Origin of the sequence: Microbaculum marinum (assembly GCF_037855135.1) — a bacterium.
Lineage (GTDB): Bacteria > Pseudomonadota > Alphaproteobacteria > Rhizobiales > Tepidamorphaceae > Microbaculum > Microbaculum marinum.
The window spans coordinates 120,071-136,274 of record NZ_JAZHOF010000008.1; the positions used below are offsets into that span (position 1 = coordinate 120,071).

Consider the following 16,204-nt stretch of genomic DNA (forward strand, 5'->3'; position numbering starts at 1 on the left):
GTGCTAGCCGAAGACCGTGGCGACTGCCTTGTCCAGGCGGCCGACGATCTCGTCGGCCTCGGCCCGGGTCAGGCAAAGCGGCGGCGCGAAGCCGAGGATGTCGCCCTCCGGCATGGCGCGGCCGATAACGCCTTCGGCCAGCAACGCGCCCGCGACCTTCGCCCCGATCGTGTCGGCGGGGTCGAAGTAGGTGCGGGTGTCGCGGTCCTGCACGAACTCCACGGCGACCAGCAGGCCCTCGCCGCGGATGTCGCCGACGTTGGCGTGGGCGCCGAGCCGGTCGCGCAGCGCGGCCAGGAAATAGGCGCCGGTGTCGCCGGCATTGTTCACGAGGCCGAGCGAGTCGATCAGGTTCAGGTTGGCGACGCCGGCGGCCGCGCCGATCGGATGGGCGGAGTAGGTCCAGCCGTGGCCGATCGGGCCGTTCTCGTCGGTGCCCTGCATCAGCACCTGCCACATCCTGTCGGAGACGATGGAGCCCGACAGCGGCGCGTAGGCCGATGTGAGGCCCTTGGCGATGGTGATGATGTCGGGGCGCATGCCGTAGTGGTCGGAGCCGAACATGGTGCCGAGCCGGCCGAAGCCGGTGACCACCTCGTCGGCGATCAGCAGGATGTCGTGCTTCTCCAGCACCGCCTGGATCGCCTCCCAGTAGCCGGCCGGCGGCGGCACCAGGCCGCCGGTGCCCAGCGCCGGCTCGCCGATGAAGGCGGCGATCGTGTCGGCGCCCTCGCGCGCGATCAGCGACTCCAGTTCGGCGGCGCAGTGGGCGACGAAATCGGCCTCGCTCATCGAGAGGTCGGCGCGGCGGTAGTAGTAGGGCGCCTCGGTGTGGAGCACCTGGGTCAGCGGCAGGTCGAACTTCTTGTGGAACAGGCCGAGGCCCGTCAGCGAGCCGGTCATCAGGCCGGAGCCGTGATAGCCGCGCCAGCGCGAGATGATCTTTTTCTTCTGAGGCCGGCCGAGGATGTTGTTGTAGTACCAGACGAGCTTGACGTTGGTCTCGTTGGCGTCCGAGCCGCCGAGCCCGAAATAGACCTTGGACATGCCGGCGGGCGCCCGGTCGAGGATCATCTTCGACAGCGTGATCGAGGCTTCCGTGCCGTGGCCGACATAGGCGTGGTAGTAGGCCAACTGCTTCGCCTGCTCGGCGATGGCGTCGGTGATCTCGGTGCGGCCGTAGCCGACGTTGACGCAGTAGAGGCCGGCGAAGGCGTCGAGCAGCTTCCGGCCGTCGCGGTCCTCGATCCAGACTCCCTTGCCGCCGGTGATGACCCGGGTGGCCGTCTCGCCGCGCGCGTGCTTCGCCAGATGCGTGGAGGGGTGGAAGAAGTTCTCGCGGTCCCAGAGGGCCAGCATGTCGTTGGTCAGCAAGGCGGTGTCCTTTCTCATGATGCCGGTGCGAAGCGCGCTCTCACGCCCAGTCGCGGCAGACGTACTTGATGTCGGTGAAGGCCTCCAGGCCGTGGCGGGCGCCCTCGCGGCCAAGGCCCGACTGCTTCATGCCGCCGAACGGGATCGGCGCGCCGGTGACCTTGGTGCGGTTCACCGCGACCATGCCGAACTGGAGGGCGCGGCTCATCCGGTAGATGCGGCGCGGGTCCTGGGTGTGCAGATAGGCGACGAGGCCGTACTCGGTGGCGTTGGCGACGGTCATCGCCTCGTCCTCCGTCTCGAACGGGGCGATCGCCGCGACCGGGCCGAAGGTCTCCTCCTTGAAGATCAGGGCGTCGCGGCTGACGTCGGCGAGCACGGTCGCCTCGTAGAACAGCGGCCCGAGCGGCGAGGTGTTGCCGCCGGTGAGGCACCGGGCACCGCGCTGCAGCGCGTCGGATACGTGTTCCCGCTGCTTGGCAACGGCGCGCTCGTTCATCAGCGGGCCGAGGTCGGGGTCTTCCATGCCGGGGCCGAGGCTGAGGGTCGCGGTCGCCTCGGCGAAGCGCCTGCAGAATGCATCGTAGACCGGCCGCTCGACCAGGAACCGGTTGACGCCGAGGCAGTCCTGGCCGGTGGTCGCGAACTTCGCCTTGATCGCCTCCTCGACGGCGAGGTCGAGATCGGCGTCGGCGAAGACGATGAACGGCGCGTGGCCGCCAAGCTCCAGCACCAGGCGCTTCACGGTCGCAGCCGAGCGCCCGTACAGGAGCTTGCCGACCTCGGTCGATCCCGTGAAGGACAGGGCGCGCACGCGGGTGTCCTCCAGCCACGGCTCGACGACGTCGGGGGCATTGCCGGTCACCACGTTGACGACGCCGGCGGGAAATCCCGCCCGATCGGAGAGTTCGGCGAGCGCCAGCGCCGAGAAGGGCGTCTCGGCGGAGGGGTGGATGACGACCGTGCAGCCGGCGGCGAGCGCCGCGGCAGCCTTGCGGGTGATCATCGCGGAGGGGAAGTTCCAGGGCGTGATCAGGGCTGCGACGCCGACCGGCTCGCGCCAGAGCTCGACCTCGGCGTCGGGCAGATGCGAGGTCACCCCTTCCACGTTCGGGCGCCTGGCCTCCTCGGCATAGAATTCGATGAAGGAGGCGGCATAGTCGATCTCGCCGCGCGATTCCGAAATAGGCTTGCCCTGCTCGGCGGTCATGATGCGGGCGAGATCCTCGCGCGCCGCGACCATCAGTTCGTACCAGCGCCGCAACATCCGCGAGCGGTTCTGCGGCAGATCGCCTGCCCAGCCGGGGAAGGCGGCCTGGGCGGCATCGACGGCGCGGGCGCTTTCGCGGGACGTCAGCCGCGGCACCTCGCCGATCAGAGCACCGTCGGCGGGATCGGTGACGGCGATGACGCCGCCGTCGTCGGCGGCGACCCACCGGTTGCCGATGTAGGCAAAGCTCTTGAACAGGGCGCGGTCGGTGAGGGTCACTCCCTTGGGGCCGCCATCCGGCGCCGTCGCGAAGGCGATTGTCGATTTGGCCATAGTCGAGGTCCGTGACTCGAGGGATCTGCTGGGGCCGCAGTCTAGCGGGGCCGCGCCAGAGGAATTCTCCAAAGCCGGCCGGCTGCGCAGAGGGATCCCCTGAACTTGGGCCCGACGACAGTCAGTCGTCCTGCGTGCCGAGCAGCAGCTCGAACGGCGGGGGCGCCGCCTTGACGTTCTTGGTGACGATGTAGGTGAAGTAGCGCTTCATGCCGATGCGTTCGGCGAGTAGGGCGTCGACCAGCCGCTGGTAGGAGTTGATGTCGGTGGCGACCACCTGCATCAGGTAGTCGAAGCCTCCGCCGATCGCCCAGCACGAGACGATCTCCGAGCGCCGGGCGATCGCGGCCTCGAACCTGCGGAAGTCGTCGGTGCGGTGGGATTCGAGTTCGGCGACGACGAAGATCGTCACATGCGGCCCGATCCGCTCGAGGGCGACTTCCGCGCGATAGCCGCGGATCAGGCCCTGGTCCTCCAGCCGCTTCAACCGCTCCCAGCAGGGCGTCGCCGACAGGTTGACCCTCCGGGCCAGGTCGCTCTTCGAGATGCGACCCTCCTCGCTGAGGATCTGCAGGATTCGAATGTCGCGATCGTCGAGTGCGGCGGGCATCGACGGACGTTCCGTCAAGCGTGTACGCTTGTCAATTGCTCCGTTTCAATGCACACAAGTATCATGTCAATCTGGCCGCCAAAGAAGGACATGCTGAAACGCCCGGCGTACCGGTCGCTGGCGCAATGCATCGTCGCCGCGATCGAGGCGGGGGAAATCCGCCCCGGCGCGCGGCTGCCGACCCATCGGGCGCTCGCCTACCAGCTCGGCCTTAGCGTCCAGACCGTCAGCCGCGCCTACGAGGACCTGTCGCGGCTCGGAGTGATCTCGGGCGAGGTCGGCCGCGGCAGTTTCGTCAAGGCGGGACGGCCAGACGGGCGGGTGCCCTGGCACCGGCTGGCCGGGGGCGAAGAGGTGATCGACTGTTCGCTGATGGTGCCGGTCACGGGCGCCATCCACAGCGAACGGATGTCGGCGGCGCTGGTGGACCTGTCCACCGATCTGCCCGAGCCGGCGATCCTGTCGTTCCGGCCGCGCGCGACACTGGAAGGCCACTGCGAACTGGCGCGCGGATGGCTGTCCACGTGTGGGGTGGACGTCGACCGCAACTGCATACTGCCGACCAACGGCAATACGGCGGCCATGACGATCGCGCTGATGACGGCGGCGCTGCCGGGCGATCTCATCGTCAGCGAGGCGACGGGGCACCATACGCTCAAGTCCCTGGCGAATGCGCTCGGCATGCGCCTCTCAGGCCTCGCAATCGACGCCGAAGGCATCATTCCGGAGGCGTTCGAAAGCGCCTGCCGCTCTGAAACCGTGAAAGTGCTGTTCGTGCTGCCCAGCGGGCTCAGCCCGACCGCCGCGATGATGAGCACAGAACGCCGGCAGGCGCTGGCCGACATTGCCCGGCGCCACCGCGTGTGGATCGTCGAGAACGACGCCTGGGGCCCGATACAGCCGGACCGTCCGCCACCGTTCGCAGCCATCGCACCGGAGAGGACGTTCTATTTCACCGGCCTGACGAAGTGCCTGCTGCCGGGCCTGCGCATCGCCTGGCTGGTCTCGCCGGAGATGATGGTGTCGGCGGCGCGCACGCGGCATCTCGTGACGAACTGGATGGCGACGCCGCTGATCGCCGAAATCGCCAGCCGCTGGCTGGAGAACGGGACGGCCGAGGAACTGCTGTCGTGGCAACGCGAGCAACTGGAGCGCAGGAACCGGATTGCCGCGCAAATGCTGGGCGGGCTGCGCTACAACGCCACCGCGTACGGCCTGCACGTCTGGCTGCCGCTGCCCGAACCGTGGCGGGAGGACGCCTTCGTCACCCATGCCCGCAACGACGGGGTCGCGGTCGCGGCCGGCTCGAACTTCGCCATTTCCGAGAGCTACGAGCCGGCGATACGGATATGCCTGGGCGCGGGCACGGAACAGGACCTGGAGCAGGGGCTGGCGGTTATCGCGCGACTGGTCCGCAGCACGCCGGAGCCCGCGCTGCTGGCCATCTAATCGGCGTCCAGCGGTTCGCCGCCGGAGATTTCCCTGATTGTCATGGTTCAATAAACAAATTGACATGGATTATTCTTTCGCCAACGCTTGGCGGTGCTGGGGATTGCACTGCGGCCCGTCCGAGGGGGGAGGGCCGCATGCCTCGCAGCGCGAGAACAAGGGCGGGGCCGCCGCCGTCCGGACACCGCATGTGCCGCCCGGCCGTGCGTCCGGAGACACCGAGACAGGAAGGAGCCACACAATGAAGTACACGCGGGTTCTGGCCGGCGTTGCCGCCGCCGCCATCACGGTCACCTCGACCGCAGCCATGGCCGACACCTGGCGCTACGCCTTCGAAGAGGCGATGGACGAAGTGCAGGGCAAGTTCGCACAGAAGTTCAAGGAGGAGGTCGAGGCCAACACCGACCACACCATCCAGCTCTTCCCGTACGGGACACTGGGCGAATCTGCCGACATCATGGAGCAGGCGCAGGCCGGCATCCTGCAGTTCGTGGACCAGTCGCCGGGCTTCACCGGCTCGCTGATCCCGGAAGCGCAGGTGTTCTTCGTGCCGTACCTGCTGCCGACAGACCAGGAACAGCTCGGCCGCTTCTTCAAGAACAGCAAGGCCATCAACGAGGACTTCCAGCAGCTCTACGCGGACCAGGGCCTCGAACTCCTGACGATGTTCCCGGAAGGCGAAGTGGCGATGACCACGAAGGAGCCGGTCAACAGCTGCGCCGACCTCAACGAGGTGAAGTTCAGGGTGATGACCAATCCGCTGCTGGTCGAATCCTACCAGGCCTTCGGCGCGACGCCGACCCCGCTGCCGTGGGGCGAGGTCTACGGCGGGCTGCAGACCAACATCATCCAGGGCCAGGAGAACCCGACGTTCTTCCTCTACTCGACCAAGATCTACGAAGTGACGGACTACATCACCTATACCGGCCACAACAATTTCACGACCGCGGTGATGGCCAACAAGGACTTCTATGACGGGTTGAGCGAGGAGGACCAGAAAGCCATCCAGGCAGCCTCCGAAGCCGCGTTCGACTACATCGTCGAATATCAGAAGGGGCTTGCGGATTCCGAGCTCGAGAAGATCAAGGAGGCCAAGCCCGAGATGACCGTGACGGTGCTCAGCGAGGAGCAGCGCAAGTGCTTCAAGGACGCTGCCGCCGAGGTCGAGAAGAAGTTCATCGAGATGACCGGTGACAGCGGCAAGAAGATCCTCGACCAGATGAAGGCAGACCTGCAGGCCGCCGCGCAGTAAGGTCGGCCGACGATCCATACCGGACGGGGCGAGGGGTCCCGTCCGGTGTCTGGGGCGCGCGCACTCGGGGGGACCGAACGGTGACCGACAAGCCGCAAAGCTCGGAACACGCTTCCTCGCTGCCGGGATTCCTGGGCACCATCGACAGCGCCATCAGCCGCATAGAATCCGTCATGCTGGCGATCGGCGTGCTGCTGATGGCGGCCAACACGATCGCCAACGTGCTCGGGCGCTTCGTCTTCCAGTCGAGCATCTTCTTCTCCGAAGAACTCAACCGCATCCTGATCATCCTGATCACCTTCGCCGGCATCAGCTATGCCGCGCGGCAGGGGCGCCACATCCGCATGTCGGCCATCTACGACGCGATGCCGCCGGGCATCAGGAAGCCGATGATGATCGTCATCGCGCTGGTGACGGCGACCTTCATGTTCGGCCTGTGCTGGTATTCCTACGGCTACATCCTGACCCAGGCGGGGCGTGGGCGCGTGCTGCCGGCGCTGCAGATACCGGTCTGGTGGACGCTGGTCTGGGTGCCCGTCGGCTTCTTCATGACCGGCATGCAGTACCTCCTCACCGCCATCAAGAACCTGCAGGAGAAGGACATCTACCTCTCCACCAACGTTCTCGAAGGCTACGACACCGACGAGCAGGAAGTGTGAGGGCGCGGCGATGGCACTGACGATATTCTCGATAATGATCGTGCTGCTGCTGCTCGGCTTCCCGATGATGATTCCGCTCATCGCGGGCGCCTTCGTCGGCTTCTATACGATGCTGAACGGCTTCAGCCAGATGGAGACGATGGTCCAGCAGTTCATGGCGGGCATCCGGCCGGCCTCGCTGATCGCCGTTCCGATGTTCATCTTCGCCGCCGACATCATGACGCGCGGCCATTCGGCCGACCGGCTGATCGACATGGTCATGAAGTTCGTCGGCCACGTGAAGGGGGGCCTGGCGGTCTCGACGGCCGCGGCGTGCACCATGTTCGGCGCGGTGTCCGGCTCGACACAGGCGACGGTGGTCGCCGTCGGCGGGCCGCTGCGGCCGCGGATGCTGAAGGCCGGCTACAACGACAGCTTCGTGCTGGCGCTGATCGTCAACTCTTCCGACATCGCCTTCCTGATCCCGCCGTCGATCGGCATGATCATCTACGGCGTCGTCTCGAACACCTCGATCTCGGAACTGTTCATCGCCGGCATCGGGCCGGGGCTGCTGATCCTGGTGCTGTTCTCCGTCTACAGCGTCATCTACGCCTACCGCAACGACGTGCCGACCGAGGAGCGCGCGAACTGGCGGGCGCGCGCGGTCGCGGTGCAGCGCGCGCTGTGGCCGCTCGGCTTCCCGGTGATCATCATCGGCGGCATCTACGGCGGCATCTTCTCGCCGACCGAGGCCGCGGCGGCGTGCGTCTTCTACGCGCTGATCCTGGAAGTCGTCGTGTTCCGGTCGATGAGCATCGGCGACGTCTACCAGACGGCCAAGTCGACCGGGCTGATCACCGCCGTGGTGTTCATCCTGGTGGCCGCCGGCGCGGCGTTCTCGTGGATCATCTCGTTCGCGCAGATCCCGCAGGCGATCCTGGGCGGCATCGGCATCGACGAGATGGGACCGATCGGGGTCCTGTTCGTCATCTCGATCGCCTTCTTCATCGGCTGCATGTTCGTCGACCCGATCGTGGTGATCCTGGTGTTCGTGCCGATCTTCGCGCCGGTCGTCGAGGCGGTCGGGCTGGATCCGGTGCTGGTCGGCATCGTGATCACCCTGCAGGTCGCCATCGGATCGGCGACGCCGCCGTTCGGGTGCGACATCTTCACGGCGATCGCGGTGTTCAAGCGGCCCTACATCGAGGTGGTCAAGGGCACGCCGCCCTTCATCATCATCCTGCTCGGCGTATCCGTGGCGCTGATCTTTTTCCCGCAAATCGCGCTGTTCCTGCGCGACCTCGCCTTCGCGAAATAGGGAAGCTCATGTTCAAGCACATCCTGGTTCCGGTCGACGGCTCGGAGAACGCCATCTCGGCCTTGGAAAAGGCCGTGGAACTGCAGACGCTGACCGGCGGCAAGCTGACGATCCTGACGATCTACCGGCACCACTCGATGCTGGAGGCCTCGTTCTCGATGGTGCGGCCGCAGGACCCGGGCAACATGGACGACATCATGCGCGGCGCCGCCAGGGAGGTGGCGGAGACCGCCAAGGCGCGGGCGCTGGAGCTTGGCTCGGCGGACGTGCGGGCCTTCGTCAAGAACGGGCCCGTGGCGCGCAACATCGTCGCCTTCGCCGCCGAGCACGACGTCGACCTGATCGTCATCGGCAGCCGCGGCATGGGATCGATCGAGAACTACCTACTCGGCAGCGTCTCGCACAAGGTGACGGGCACGGCGAAGTGCCCCGTGCTGGTCGTGTGACCGGATGTCCGCCGCGCCCACCGTCACGCGCTCGCCGGTCGAGCCGGTCCTCGACGACCCCGAGGTCATCCGGTTCGGCCTGATCGCGCTCGCCACCGACCTGACCTCGGAGCGCGACGCCTGGCGCATCCTGCCGCCGGACCGCGCCGCGCTGCACGTCGCCCGCATTCCCTACGAGAACCCGACGACGCCCGAGAACCTGGCGCGCACCGCGCCGGCGCTGACGGCTGCCGCCGACCTGCTGGTGCCCGGCATCGCGCTGGCGGCGATCTGCTACAGCTGCACGTCGGCCTCGGTGGAGATCGGCGACGCGGCGGTCGCCGGCGCGATCGAGGCGGCGCGGCCGGGCGTGCCCGTAGTGACGCCGCCGGATGCCGCGATCGCCGCGTTCGCAGCGCTGGGGGTGCGACGGATCGCGCTGGTGACGCCGTACCTGCCGGAGACGACCGAGCCGATGGCGGCCTATTTCGCGCGGCGCGGGCTCGACATCGTCAGCGCGCAGTGCCTGGGAATGTCGGACGACCGGGACATGGCCCGCGTCTCCCGCACGACGATCCTGGATGCGGTCGCGGCCGCCGACGTGCCGGAGGCCGAGGGCGTGTTCCTGTCGTGCACGGCGCTGCCGGCGGTCGGCTGCATCGACGAGGTCGAGCAGCGCATCGGCAAGCCGGTGGTGTCCTCCAACCAGGCGAGCTTCTGGCGCATGGCGCAACTCGCCGGCCTGACGCCCCGTCCGGACGCGCCGGGCCGGCTGTTCCGGGTCGCACCGCCGAGGGATCGCGCGGCATGAGCGGCGACGCCTTCGTCAGCCTCGCCGAGATCGAGGCGGCCCGCGAGACGATCGCCGGCGCGGTCCGGCACACGCCGGTCGAGACGTCGACGAGCCTGAGCGAGTTGGCCGGCGTGCCGGTGCGGCTCAAGCTCGAACACCTCCAGCACAGCGGCAGCTTCAAGTTCCGCGGCGCGACGAACGCGGTGCGGTCGCTGAACGACGCGGAGCGGGCGGCGGGCGTGGTCGGGGTGTCGACCGGCAACCACGGCCGCGGGCTGGCCCGCGCGGCGACGTCGGCCGGCGTGCGCTGCGTCGTCGCGATGTCGGAACTGGTGCCGCGCAACAAGGTCGACGCGATCCGCGGCGAGGGCGCCGAGGTGCTGATCACAGGCCGCAGCCAGGACGAGGCGCAGCGCGAGGTCGACCGGCTGGTCGGCGAGGGGATGACGATGGTGCCGCCGTTCGACGACCGGCGGATCATCGCCGGGCAGGGCACGCTGGGCATCGAGATCCTCGAGGACATGCCGGAGGTCGAGACCGTGCTGATCCAGCTGTCCGGCGGCGGACTGATCGCCGGCGTTGCGGCGGCGGTGAAGGGGCGCAAGCCGGAGGTGCGCGTCATCGGCGTCTCGATGGAGCGCGGCGCGGCGATGCAGGCGAGCCTTGCGGCGGGCCGCCCGGTCGAGGTGGAGGAACTGCCGACGCTCGCCGACAGCCTGGGCGGCGGCATCGGCCTGAAGAACCGCCACACCTTCGCGATGGTGCGCGACCTGGTCGACGAGGTCGTGATGCTGTCGGAGCCGGAGATCGCGGCGGGAATCCATCACTGCTACTGGCAGGAGCGCCAGATCGTCGAGGGCGCCGGCGGCGTCGGCGTCGCCGCGCTGCTGGCCGGCAAGGTCGTCCCGCGCGGGCCGACCATGCTGCTGCTCAGCGGCGGCAACATCGACATGAGCCTGCATCACCGCATCGTTTCCGGGGAGGTGGTGGACCTCGCAGAGGAGGCTGCCTGATGCCGACGATCCGCATCCTGACCGAAGCCGAACTGCGCGCCGCCGTGCCGCTCGACATCGACGCCGTGGAGTGCGTGGAAAACGGATTCCGGGCGCTGGCGCGCGGCGGCGTGGTGATGCCGCCGATCCTGTCGATGGCGATCGCCGACCACAACGGCGAGGTCGACGTCAAGACCGCCTACGTGCCCGGTATCGATAGCTTCGCCCTCAAGGTTTCCCCCGGCTTCTTCGACAACCCGAAGATCGGGCTGCCGTCGACCTCCGGGCTGATGGTGCTGTTTTCGGCGAGGACCGGCCAGGTCGAGGCGCTGCTGCTCGACAACGGCTACCTGACCGACGTGCGCACCGCCGCCGCCGGCGCGGTGGCCGCCCGGCTGCTGTCGAGGCCCGATGCGCGGACGGCCGCGATCATCGGCACCGGCATGCAGGCGCGGCTGCAGCTCAAGGCGCTGACGCTGGTGCGCGACCTGGAGCGGGCGGTGATCTGGGGGCGCGACATCAGCAAGGCCGAGGAACTGGCCGCCAAGCTGATCGGGCCGCTGGGCATTCCGGTGACTGCCGAGCCCGATCCGGCCAGGGCGGTAGGCGAGGCAGACATCGTCGTCACCACCACGCCCTCCGAGACGCCGGTCCTGAAGGCGGACTGGCTGCGTCCCGGCCAGCACGTCACGGCGATGGGCTCCGACCAGCACAACAAGAACGAGCTGGAGCCGGCCTGCCTGCAGCGGGCCGACCTCTACGTGCCGGACCGGCTCAGCCAGACGCGGGGGCTCGGCGAACTGCGCAGCGCCATCGAGGCCGGAGTCGTGGCCGCCGATGCAGGTTTCGCGGAACTCGGCACGATCCTGGAAGGGCAGGCGCCCGGCCGGACGGCGCCGGAGCAGATCACGATCGCCGACCTGACCGGCACCGGTGTCCAGGACACCGCCATCGCCACGCTGGCACGCCAGCGCGCCGATGCGAGCGGCGCCGGCACCGACTTCAACAGCTGACGAACAACAACGGCCAATCAACCGCGAGACCGTATCGATGGTGGCACCGACGCTTCATTTCACCCGGCCCGAATACGCCGCCCGCATCGCCAAGGCCCGGGCGGCGATGGAGGCGGCCGGCGTCGACCTGATCATCGTCACCGATCCCTCCAACATGGCCTGGCTGACCGGCTACGACGGCTGGTCGTTCTACGTCCACCAGTGCGTCGTGCTGGCGCAGGACGGCGAACCGATCTGGTTCGGCCGCGGACAAGATGCGCAGGGCGCATTGCGCACCGTCTTCATGGACCCCTCCAACATCATCGGCTACCCGGACCACTACGTTCAGTCGGCGGTGCGCCACCCGATGGAGTATCTCGCCGCGCAACTCGCGGACCGCGGCCTGGACAAGGGCGTAATCGGCGTCGAGATGGACAACTACTGGTTCACGGCCGCGGCATTCGCGACGCTGCAGCGGACGCTGCCGAACGCGCGGTTTGCCGACACGACCGGGCTCGTCAACTGGCAGCGCGCGGTCAAGTCGGAGCAGGAACTCTCCTACATGCGCACGGCCGCGCGGTTCGTCGAGCGGATGCACGCGCGCATCTTCGAGAAGATCGAGCCCGGCCTGCCCAAGAGCAGCCTCGTCGCCGAAATCTACGACGCGGCGCTGCGGTACGATCCGGAGATCGGCGCGGGAGGCGACTATCCCGCGATCGTCCCGCTGCTGCCCTCGGGCAGCGACGCGGCCGCGCCGCACCTGACCTGGGACGACAAGCCGATGCAGGCGGGCGAGGGGACGTTCTTCGAGATCGCCGGCGCCTTCCACCGCTACCACTGCCCGCTGTCGCGGACGATCTATCTCGGCAAACCGAGCCAGACCTTCCTGGACGCCGAAAAGGCGGTGCTGGAGGGGATGGAGGCCGGGCTGGAGGCGGCGCGGGCGGGCAACCTGTGCGAGGACGTGGCCAACGCCTTCTATGCCGTGCTCGCCCGGCACGGCATCGTCAAGGACAACCGCACCGGCTATCCGATCGGCCTGTCCTATCCGCCCGACTGGGGCGAGCGCACGATGAGCCTGAGGCCCGGGGACCTGACCGTGCTCGAGCCGGGCATGACGCTGCACTTCATGACCGGCCTGTGGATGCAGGACTGGGGCTTCGAGATCACCGAGAGCATCGTCATCGGCGAGGGAGCGCCCGAGTGCCTGGCCAAGGTGCCGCGCAAGCTGTTCGTGAAGGACTGATGAGCCAGGTCCAGTCGCCCAACCCGATCGTCTCGACGGTTCCGTTCGAACAGGACGGCGCGCATTCCGGCTTCCTCCGCCTGCCCACCAGTCGCGACGAGTCCGCCTGGGGCGCGGTGATGATCCCGATCGTCGTCATCCGCAACGGCGACGGCCCGACCGCGCTGCTGACGGGTGCCAATCACGGCGACGAGTACGAGGGCCCGATCGCGCTGCAGGCGCTGGCCCACGAACTGAAGCCGGAGGACATCAGAGGGCGCGTCATCATCGTGCCGTTCATGAACACCCCCGCCTTTCATGCGGGGCGGCGCATCTCGCCGCTCGACGGCGTCAACCTCAACCGCTGCTTTCCGGGCCGTCCGGACGGATCGCCGACGGAGAAGATCGCCGACTACTTCCTGCGCCACCTGGTGCCGCTGGCCGATATCGTGCTGGACTTCCATTCCGGCGGCAAGACGCTCGACTTCGTCCCGATGGCGGCCGCGCACCTGCTGGAATCGGCGGTCCAGCAGGAGGCCTGCGTCGCCGCGATGCGGGCCTTCAACGCGCCGTACTCGATGGCGCTGCGCGAGATCGATGCGGTCGGGATGTACGATACCGTCGTGGAGGAGGCTGGGAAGACCTTCGTGACCACCGAGCTTGGCGGCGGCGGATCGGCTACGGCGCGCAGCGCCCGCATCGCCCGGCGGGGTGTGCGAAATCTACTGAAGCACGCGGGCCTTCTGTCCGGCGACCCCGAGATCGCGCCGAGCATCGACATCGACACGACGGTGGGCGACTGCTTCCATTTCTGCGAAAGGAGCGGCCTTGCGGAATTCCTCGTAGACCTCGGCGAGACCGTCGAACGGGGGGACCCGCTGGCGCTGATCTGGCCGGTCGAGCGGGCGGGCGGCGGGCCAGTCACGATCGAGGCGCGCAACAGCGGCATCCTGGCGGCGCGGCACTTTCCCGGACTGATCAAGCCCGGCGACTGCCTCGCCGTGGTCGCGACGGTGGTCGAAGGGTTCGGCGACTAGCGCGGATCAGGGCGGGCTGGTTTCAGATCGACGCAGCGATCGCCACGGCCCTGCCTGCGGCTCTGGATCCCGGAGCAAGTCCGGGACACAGGCCTGAGGTTGTCGCACCGCCCCTGCCACCCGTCGGGCTTACGCCCCGGACTGCTCCGGGGCCCAGTCGGGCGGTCGCCGGAGACGACGATAGGGGAGCGATTCCACCCGAAGACAGCCCGCCTCAGTCGAATGCGGACTCGCGCGCCCTGACGAGAGCGCTGACGGTGGCATTGACGGGCGCCGCCAGACCCGATTCGGCAGCGACCCGCGGCACCGCGCCGTTGATCACGTCGATCTCGGAGCGGCGTCCCGCGAGATGGTCCAGCAGCATCGACGGGCGGGCGTTCGGGATGCGGCTGCCGAAGGCGCGCACGAAGGGTTCGACGTCGGTGATCGGCAGCGTGATGTTCCTGGCCCGCGCCACCGCAAGGGCCTCCGCCGCGCAGGCGGTGGCGACGGACCACGCGCCCTCGTTGGCCATTACCTCGCCGATGGTCATGCCGGTCAGCGTGCAGGTGCCGGAGAAGGTGACGTTGCAGATGAACTTTTCCCAGACCATCGAGGCGATGTCGGCGTGCTCCTTTACCGAGAAGCCGCCGGAGCGCCACAGCTCGGCGGTCGGCGCGACCTTGTCCGCCGCAGCCTCCCCGGAGGCTCCGAGATACAGGAACTCCCAACCGTTGTGGTGGACGTGTCCCGGCCCGGGCAGGGAGGCGCCGAAGCCGCCGACGACCCCGACGATCAGCCGGTCCGCGCCGACGATCGCGGCGACGCGGTCGGCCGACCCGAGGCCGTTCTGGATCGTCACGACGACGGTATCGGGCGTCAATATCGGCAGGGCGCTTCGCGCCGCCGCCTCGACGCCGTCTGCCTTGGTGGCGATGACGACCATGTCGACGGGACCAGCCTCGGCCGCGTCGGTGGTGGCGTTGAGGCGGGCGATACGGTCGCCGCTGGCGCCGCTGACCCGCAGGCCCGCGCGCCGGATCGCCGCGATGTGGTCTTCCCAGAGATCGACCGCCCAGACGTCGTGGCCGGCGTCCGCCAGCAGCCCGGCATAGACAGATCCCATCGCGCCGGTGCCGATGATCCCGATCCGCATCGTTGCACTCCCTAGAACGACGGCATCTTCAGTTCGAATCCGAGCACGGCGGCGAGCTTTCCGGCGAGATCGAGGATGCCGTCCTCGTCGTACCAGCGCCCGACGATCTGCAGGCCGATCGGCAGCCCGTCGCCGGTCCAGCCGCACGGCATGGTCAGTGCCGGGTGGCCCGTCAGGTTGAATGGAAACGTATAGGGATACCAGCCGGCGCGGATCCGCCCGCAATCGACCCCGTCGATGACGATGTCGGCATGCGTGTCGGTGTCGGCGGGAACGGAGGCCGCCGCAAGTGTCGGCGTCACGATGTAGTCGACCTCGCCGAGGTGCCGCTCGACAAGACGGTACAGATCGGAGCGGACCGTCGCCGCGGTCTGGACCTCGGCGCCGCTGCGGGCGAGCCCGTTCTCGACGGTCTTAACGAAGGTCGGGTCGAACAACTCGGGCGTTGACCTGACCCTGTCGGCCGTCCGGGATGCGAGCATCGTCTCGAGGATGGTGCGCAACTGCGGCTCGTAGCCGGCGAAGTCGACGTCGATCGGCCGCACGTCGGCGCCGAGATCGACGAGCGCACGGGCCGCCGCCTCGACGGAGGCGGCGACATCGGGTTCGACAGCGGGATTTCCGACCTTCAGGGCGAAGCCGACGCGAACGAAATCGTCATGGGCGGGAGCAGTGCCCAGCGCCTTGGACCAGGGGTCGTGCGGCGTTTCGCCGGCCATCACCGAGTACATCAGCCGCAGGTCGTCGAGCGTCCGCGTCATCGGGCCGATGTAGGAGTTGTTGGCGAACAGGTCCGGCGCCTGCGAATGGGGAATGCGGCCGAGCGTCGCCTTCAGGCCGTAGATGCCGCAGACGCTGGCGGGAATGCGCACCGAGCCGCCGCCGTCGGTGCCGAGCGCGATCGGCACCTGGCGGGCGGCGACCGAGACGCCGGCACCGCCGGAGGAGCCGCCGCTGGTGTAGTCGCGGTTGAAGGGGTTGAGCGTCCTGCCGAACAGCGGGCTCTGGGTGATCGCCTTGTGGCCGAATTCCGGCGTTGTCGTCTTGCCGACGATGACGGCGTCAGCCGCGCGCAGCCGCGCGACCGGAATGGCGTCGGCCGGCGCCGGGGTGCCGGCATATGCCTTCGAGCCGAACGAGGTCGGCATGCCGGCCACATGGGTGAGGTCCTTCACCGAGACCGGCACGCCGGCAAGCGGACCGACGGGCTCGCCCGCGGCGAGGCGGCGGTCGACCTCGCCGGCGGCGGCGCGGGCGCCGTCCGCGTCGACAAGGATGAAGGCGTTGGCTTCGGGCTCGGTCGCCTCGATGCGCGTGAGGGCGAGGTCCGTCACCGCGCGGGCGGAGACCCGTCCGGCGGCGACCTCTCCGGCGATTTCGGCGGCGGTCAGCGTAACGTATTCGTCGTCGGTCATATCTTC

15 protein-coding genes are annotated in these 16,204 nt (G+C 68.5%); 10 read left to right on the forward strand and 5 right to left on the reverse strand.

Going from position 1 to position 16,204, the window contains the following annotated elements; all coding sequences use genetic code 11:
• Positions 1–3: 3 nt before the first annotated feature.
• The 3 genes from V3328_RS19025 to V3328_RS19035 all read right to left on the reverse strand — a co-directional run bounded on the left by V3328_RS19025 (position 4) and on the right by V3328_RS19035 (position 3,527).
• Entirely contained in the window at positions 4–1,392 is a 1,389-nt protein-coding gene (locus tag V3328_RS19025; RefSeq protein ID WP_340331295.1) for an aspartate aminotransferase family protein, read from the reverse strand.
• A 22-nt stretch (positions 1,393–1,414) separates the two neighbouring features.
• A complete protein-coding gene (locus tag V3328_RS19030) occupies positions 1,415–2,917 on the reverse strand; it encodes an NAD-dependent succinate-semialdehyde dehydrogenase (RefSeq protein WP_340331296.1) in 1,503 nt (500 codons plus the stop codon).
• Positions 2,918–3,038: 121 nt separating this feature from the next.
• Positions 3,039–3,527 carry an Lrp/AsnC family transcriptional regulator gene (locus V3328_RS19035; protein WP_340331297.1) on the reverse strand — a complete coding sequence of 163 codons (489 nt, stop codon included), beginning with the start codon at positions 3,525–3,527 and terminating at the stop codon, positions 3,039–3,041.
• 63 nt (positions 3,528–3,590) lie between these two features.
• On the opposite strand from V3328_RS19035, the gene ehuR reads away from it, so the two are divergent.
• From ehuR to doeB, 10 genes are all read left to right on the forward strand, one after another.
• Positions 3,591–4,976: a MocR-like ectoine utilization transcription factor EhuR gene (gene ehuR / locus V3328_RS19040; RefSeq protein WP_340331298.1), complete on the forward strand. Its 1,386-nt coding sequence runs from the start codon at positions 3,591–3,593 to the stop codon at positions 4,974–4,976.
• Between the two features lie 241 nt (positions 4,977–5,217).
• A complete protein-coding gene (locus tag V3328_RS19045) occupies positions 5,218–6,228 on the forward strand; it encodes a TRAP transporter substrate-binding protein (protein ID WP_340331299.1) in 1,011 nt (336 codons plus the stop codon).
• An 80-nt stretch (positions 6,229–6,308) separates the two neighbouring features.
• The gene (locus tag V3328_RS19050; RefSeq protein ID WP_340331300.1) at positions 6,309–6,887 is read left to right on the forward strand and encodes a TRAP transporter small permease; all 579 of its coding nucleotides are present in this window, start codon (positions 6,309–6,311) and stop codon (positions 6,885–6,887) included.
• A gap of 10 nt (positions 6,888–6,897) precedes the next feature.
• A complete protein-coding gene (locus V3328_RS19055) occupies positions 6,898–8,184 on the forward strand; it encodes a TRAP transporter large permease (protein ID WP_340331301.1) in 1,287 nt (428 codons plus the stop codon).
• An 8-nt stretch (positions 8,185–8,192) separates the two neighbouring features.
• Positions 8,193–8,630, forward strand: coding sequence for a universal stress protein (locus V3328_RS19060; protein WP_340331302.1), 438 nt, complete (start codon positions 8,193–8,195; stop codon positions 8,628–8,630).
• 4 nt (positions 8,631–8,634) lie between these two features.
• A complete protein-coding gene (locus tag V3328_RS19065) occupies positions 8,635–9,420 on the forward strand; it encodes an aspartate racemase/maleate isomerase family protein (RefSeq protein WP_340331303.1) in 786 nt (261 codons plus the stop codon).
• Positions 9,417–10,415: a hydroxyectoine utilization dehydratase EutB gene (gene eutB, locus V3328_RS19070; protein ID WP_340331304.1), complete on the forward strand. Its 999-nt coding sequence runs from the start codon at positions 9,417–9,419 to the stop codon at positions 10,413–10,415. Before V3328_RS19065 ends, eutB begins: the two co-directional genes overlap by 4 nt.
• On the forward strand, positions 10,415–11,407 hold the full coding sequence (eutC, locus tag V3328_RS19075; RefSeq protein WP_340331305.1) for an ectoine utilization protein EutC: 993 nt from the start codon (positions 10,415–10,417) through the stop codon (positions 11,405–11,407). Before eutB ends, eutC begins: the two co-directional genes overlap by 1 nt.
• Before the next feature lie 37 nt (positions 11,408–11,444).
• Positions 11,445–12,632 (forward strand): ectoine hydrolase DoeA, encoded by a 1,188-nt coding sequence (doeA, locus tag V3328_RS19080; RefSeq protein ID WP_340331306.1) that lies wholly within the window; start codon positions 11,445–11,447, stop codon positions 12,630–12,632.
• On the forward strand, positions 12,632–13,648 hold the full coding sequence (gene doeB / locus V3328_RS19085) for a N(2)-acetyl-L-2,4-diaminobutanoate deacetylase DoeB (RefSeq protein ID WP_340331308.1): 1,017 nt from the start codon (positions 12,632–12,634) through the stop codon (positions 13,646–13,648). Before doeA ends, doeB begins: the two co-directional genes overlap by 1 nt.
• A gap of 214 nt (positions 13,649–13,862) precedes the next feature.
• On the opposite strand, the gene V3328_RS19090 is transcribed toward doeB, so the two are convergent.
• Both V3328_RS19090 and V3328_RS19095 read right to left on the reverse strand, forming a co-directional pair.
• Complete coding sequence (locus V3328_RS19090; RefSeq protein ID WP_340331309.1) at positions 13,863–14,783, reverse strand: ketopantoate reductase family protein; 921 nt, start codon at positions 14,781–14,783, stop codon at positions 13,863–13,865.
• An 11-nt stretch (positions 14,784–14,794) separates the two neighbouring features.
• Complete coding sequence (locus V3328_RS19095; RefSeq protein WP_340331310.1) at positions 14,795–16,198, reverse strand: amidase; 1,404 nt, start codon at positions 16,196–16,198, stop codon at positions 14,795–14,797.
• Positions 16,199–16,204: the final 6 nt, after the last annotated feature.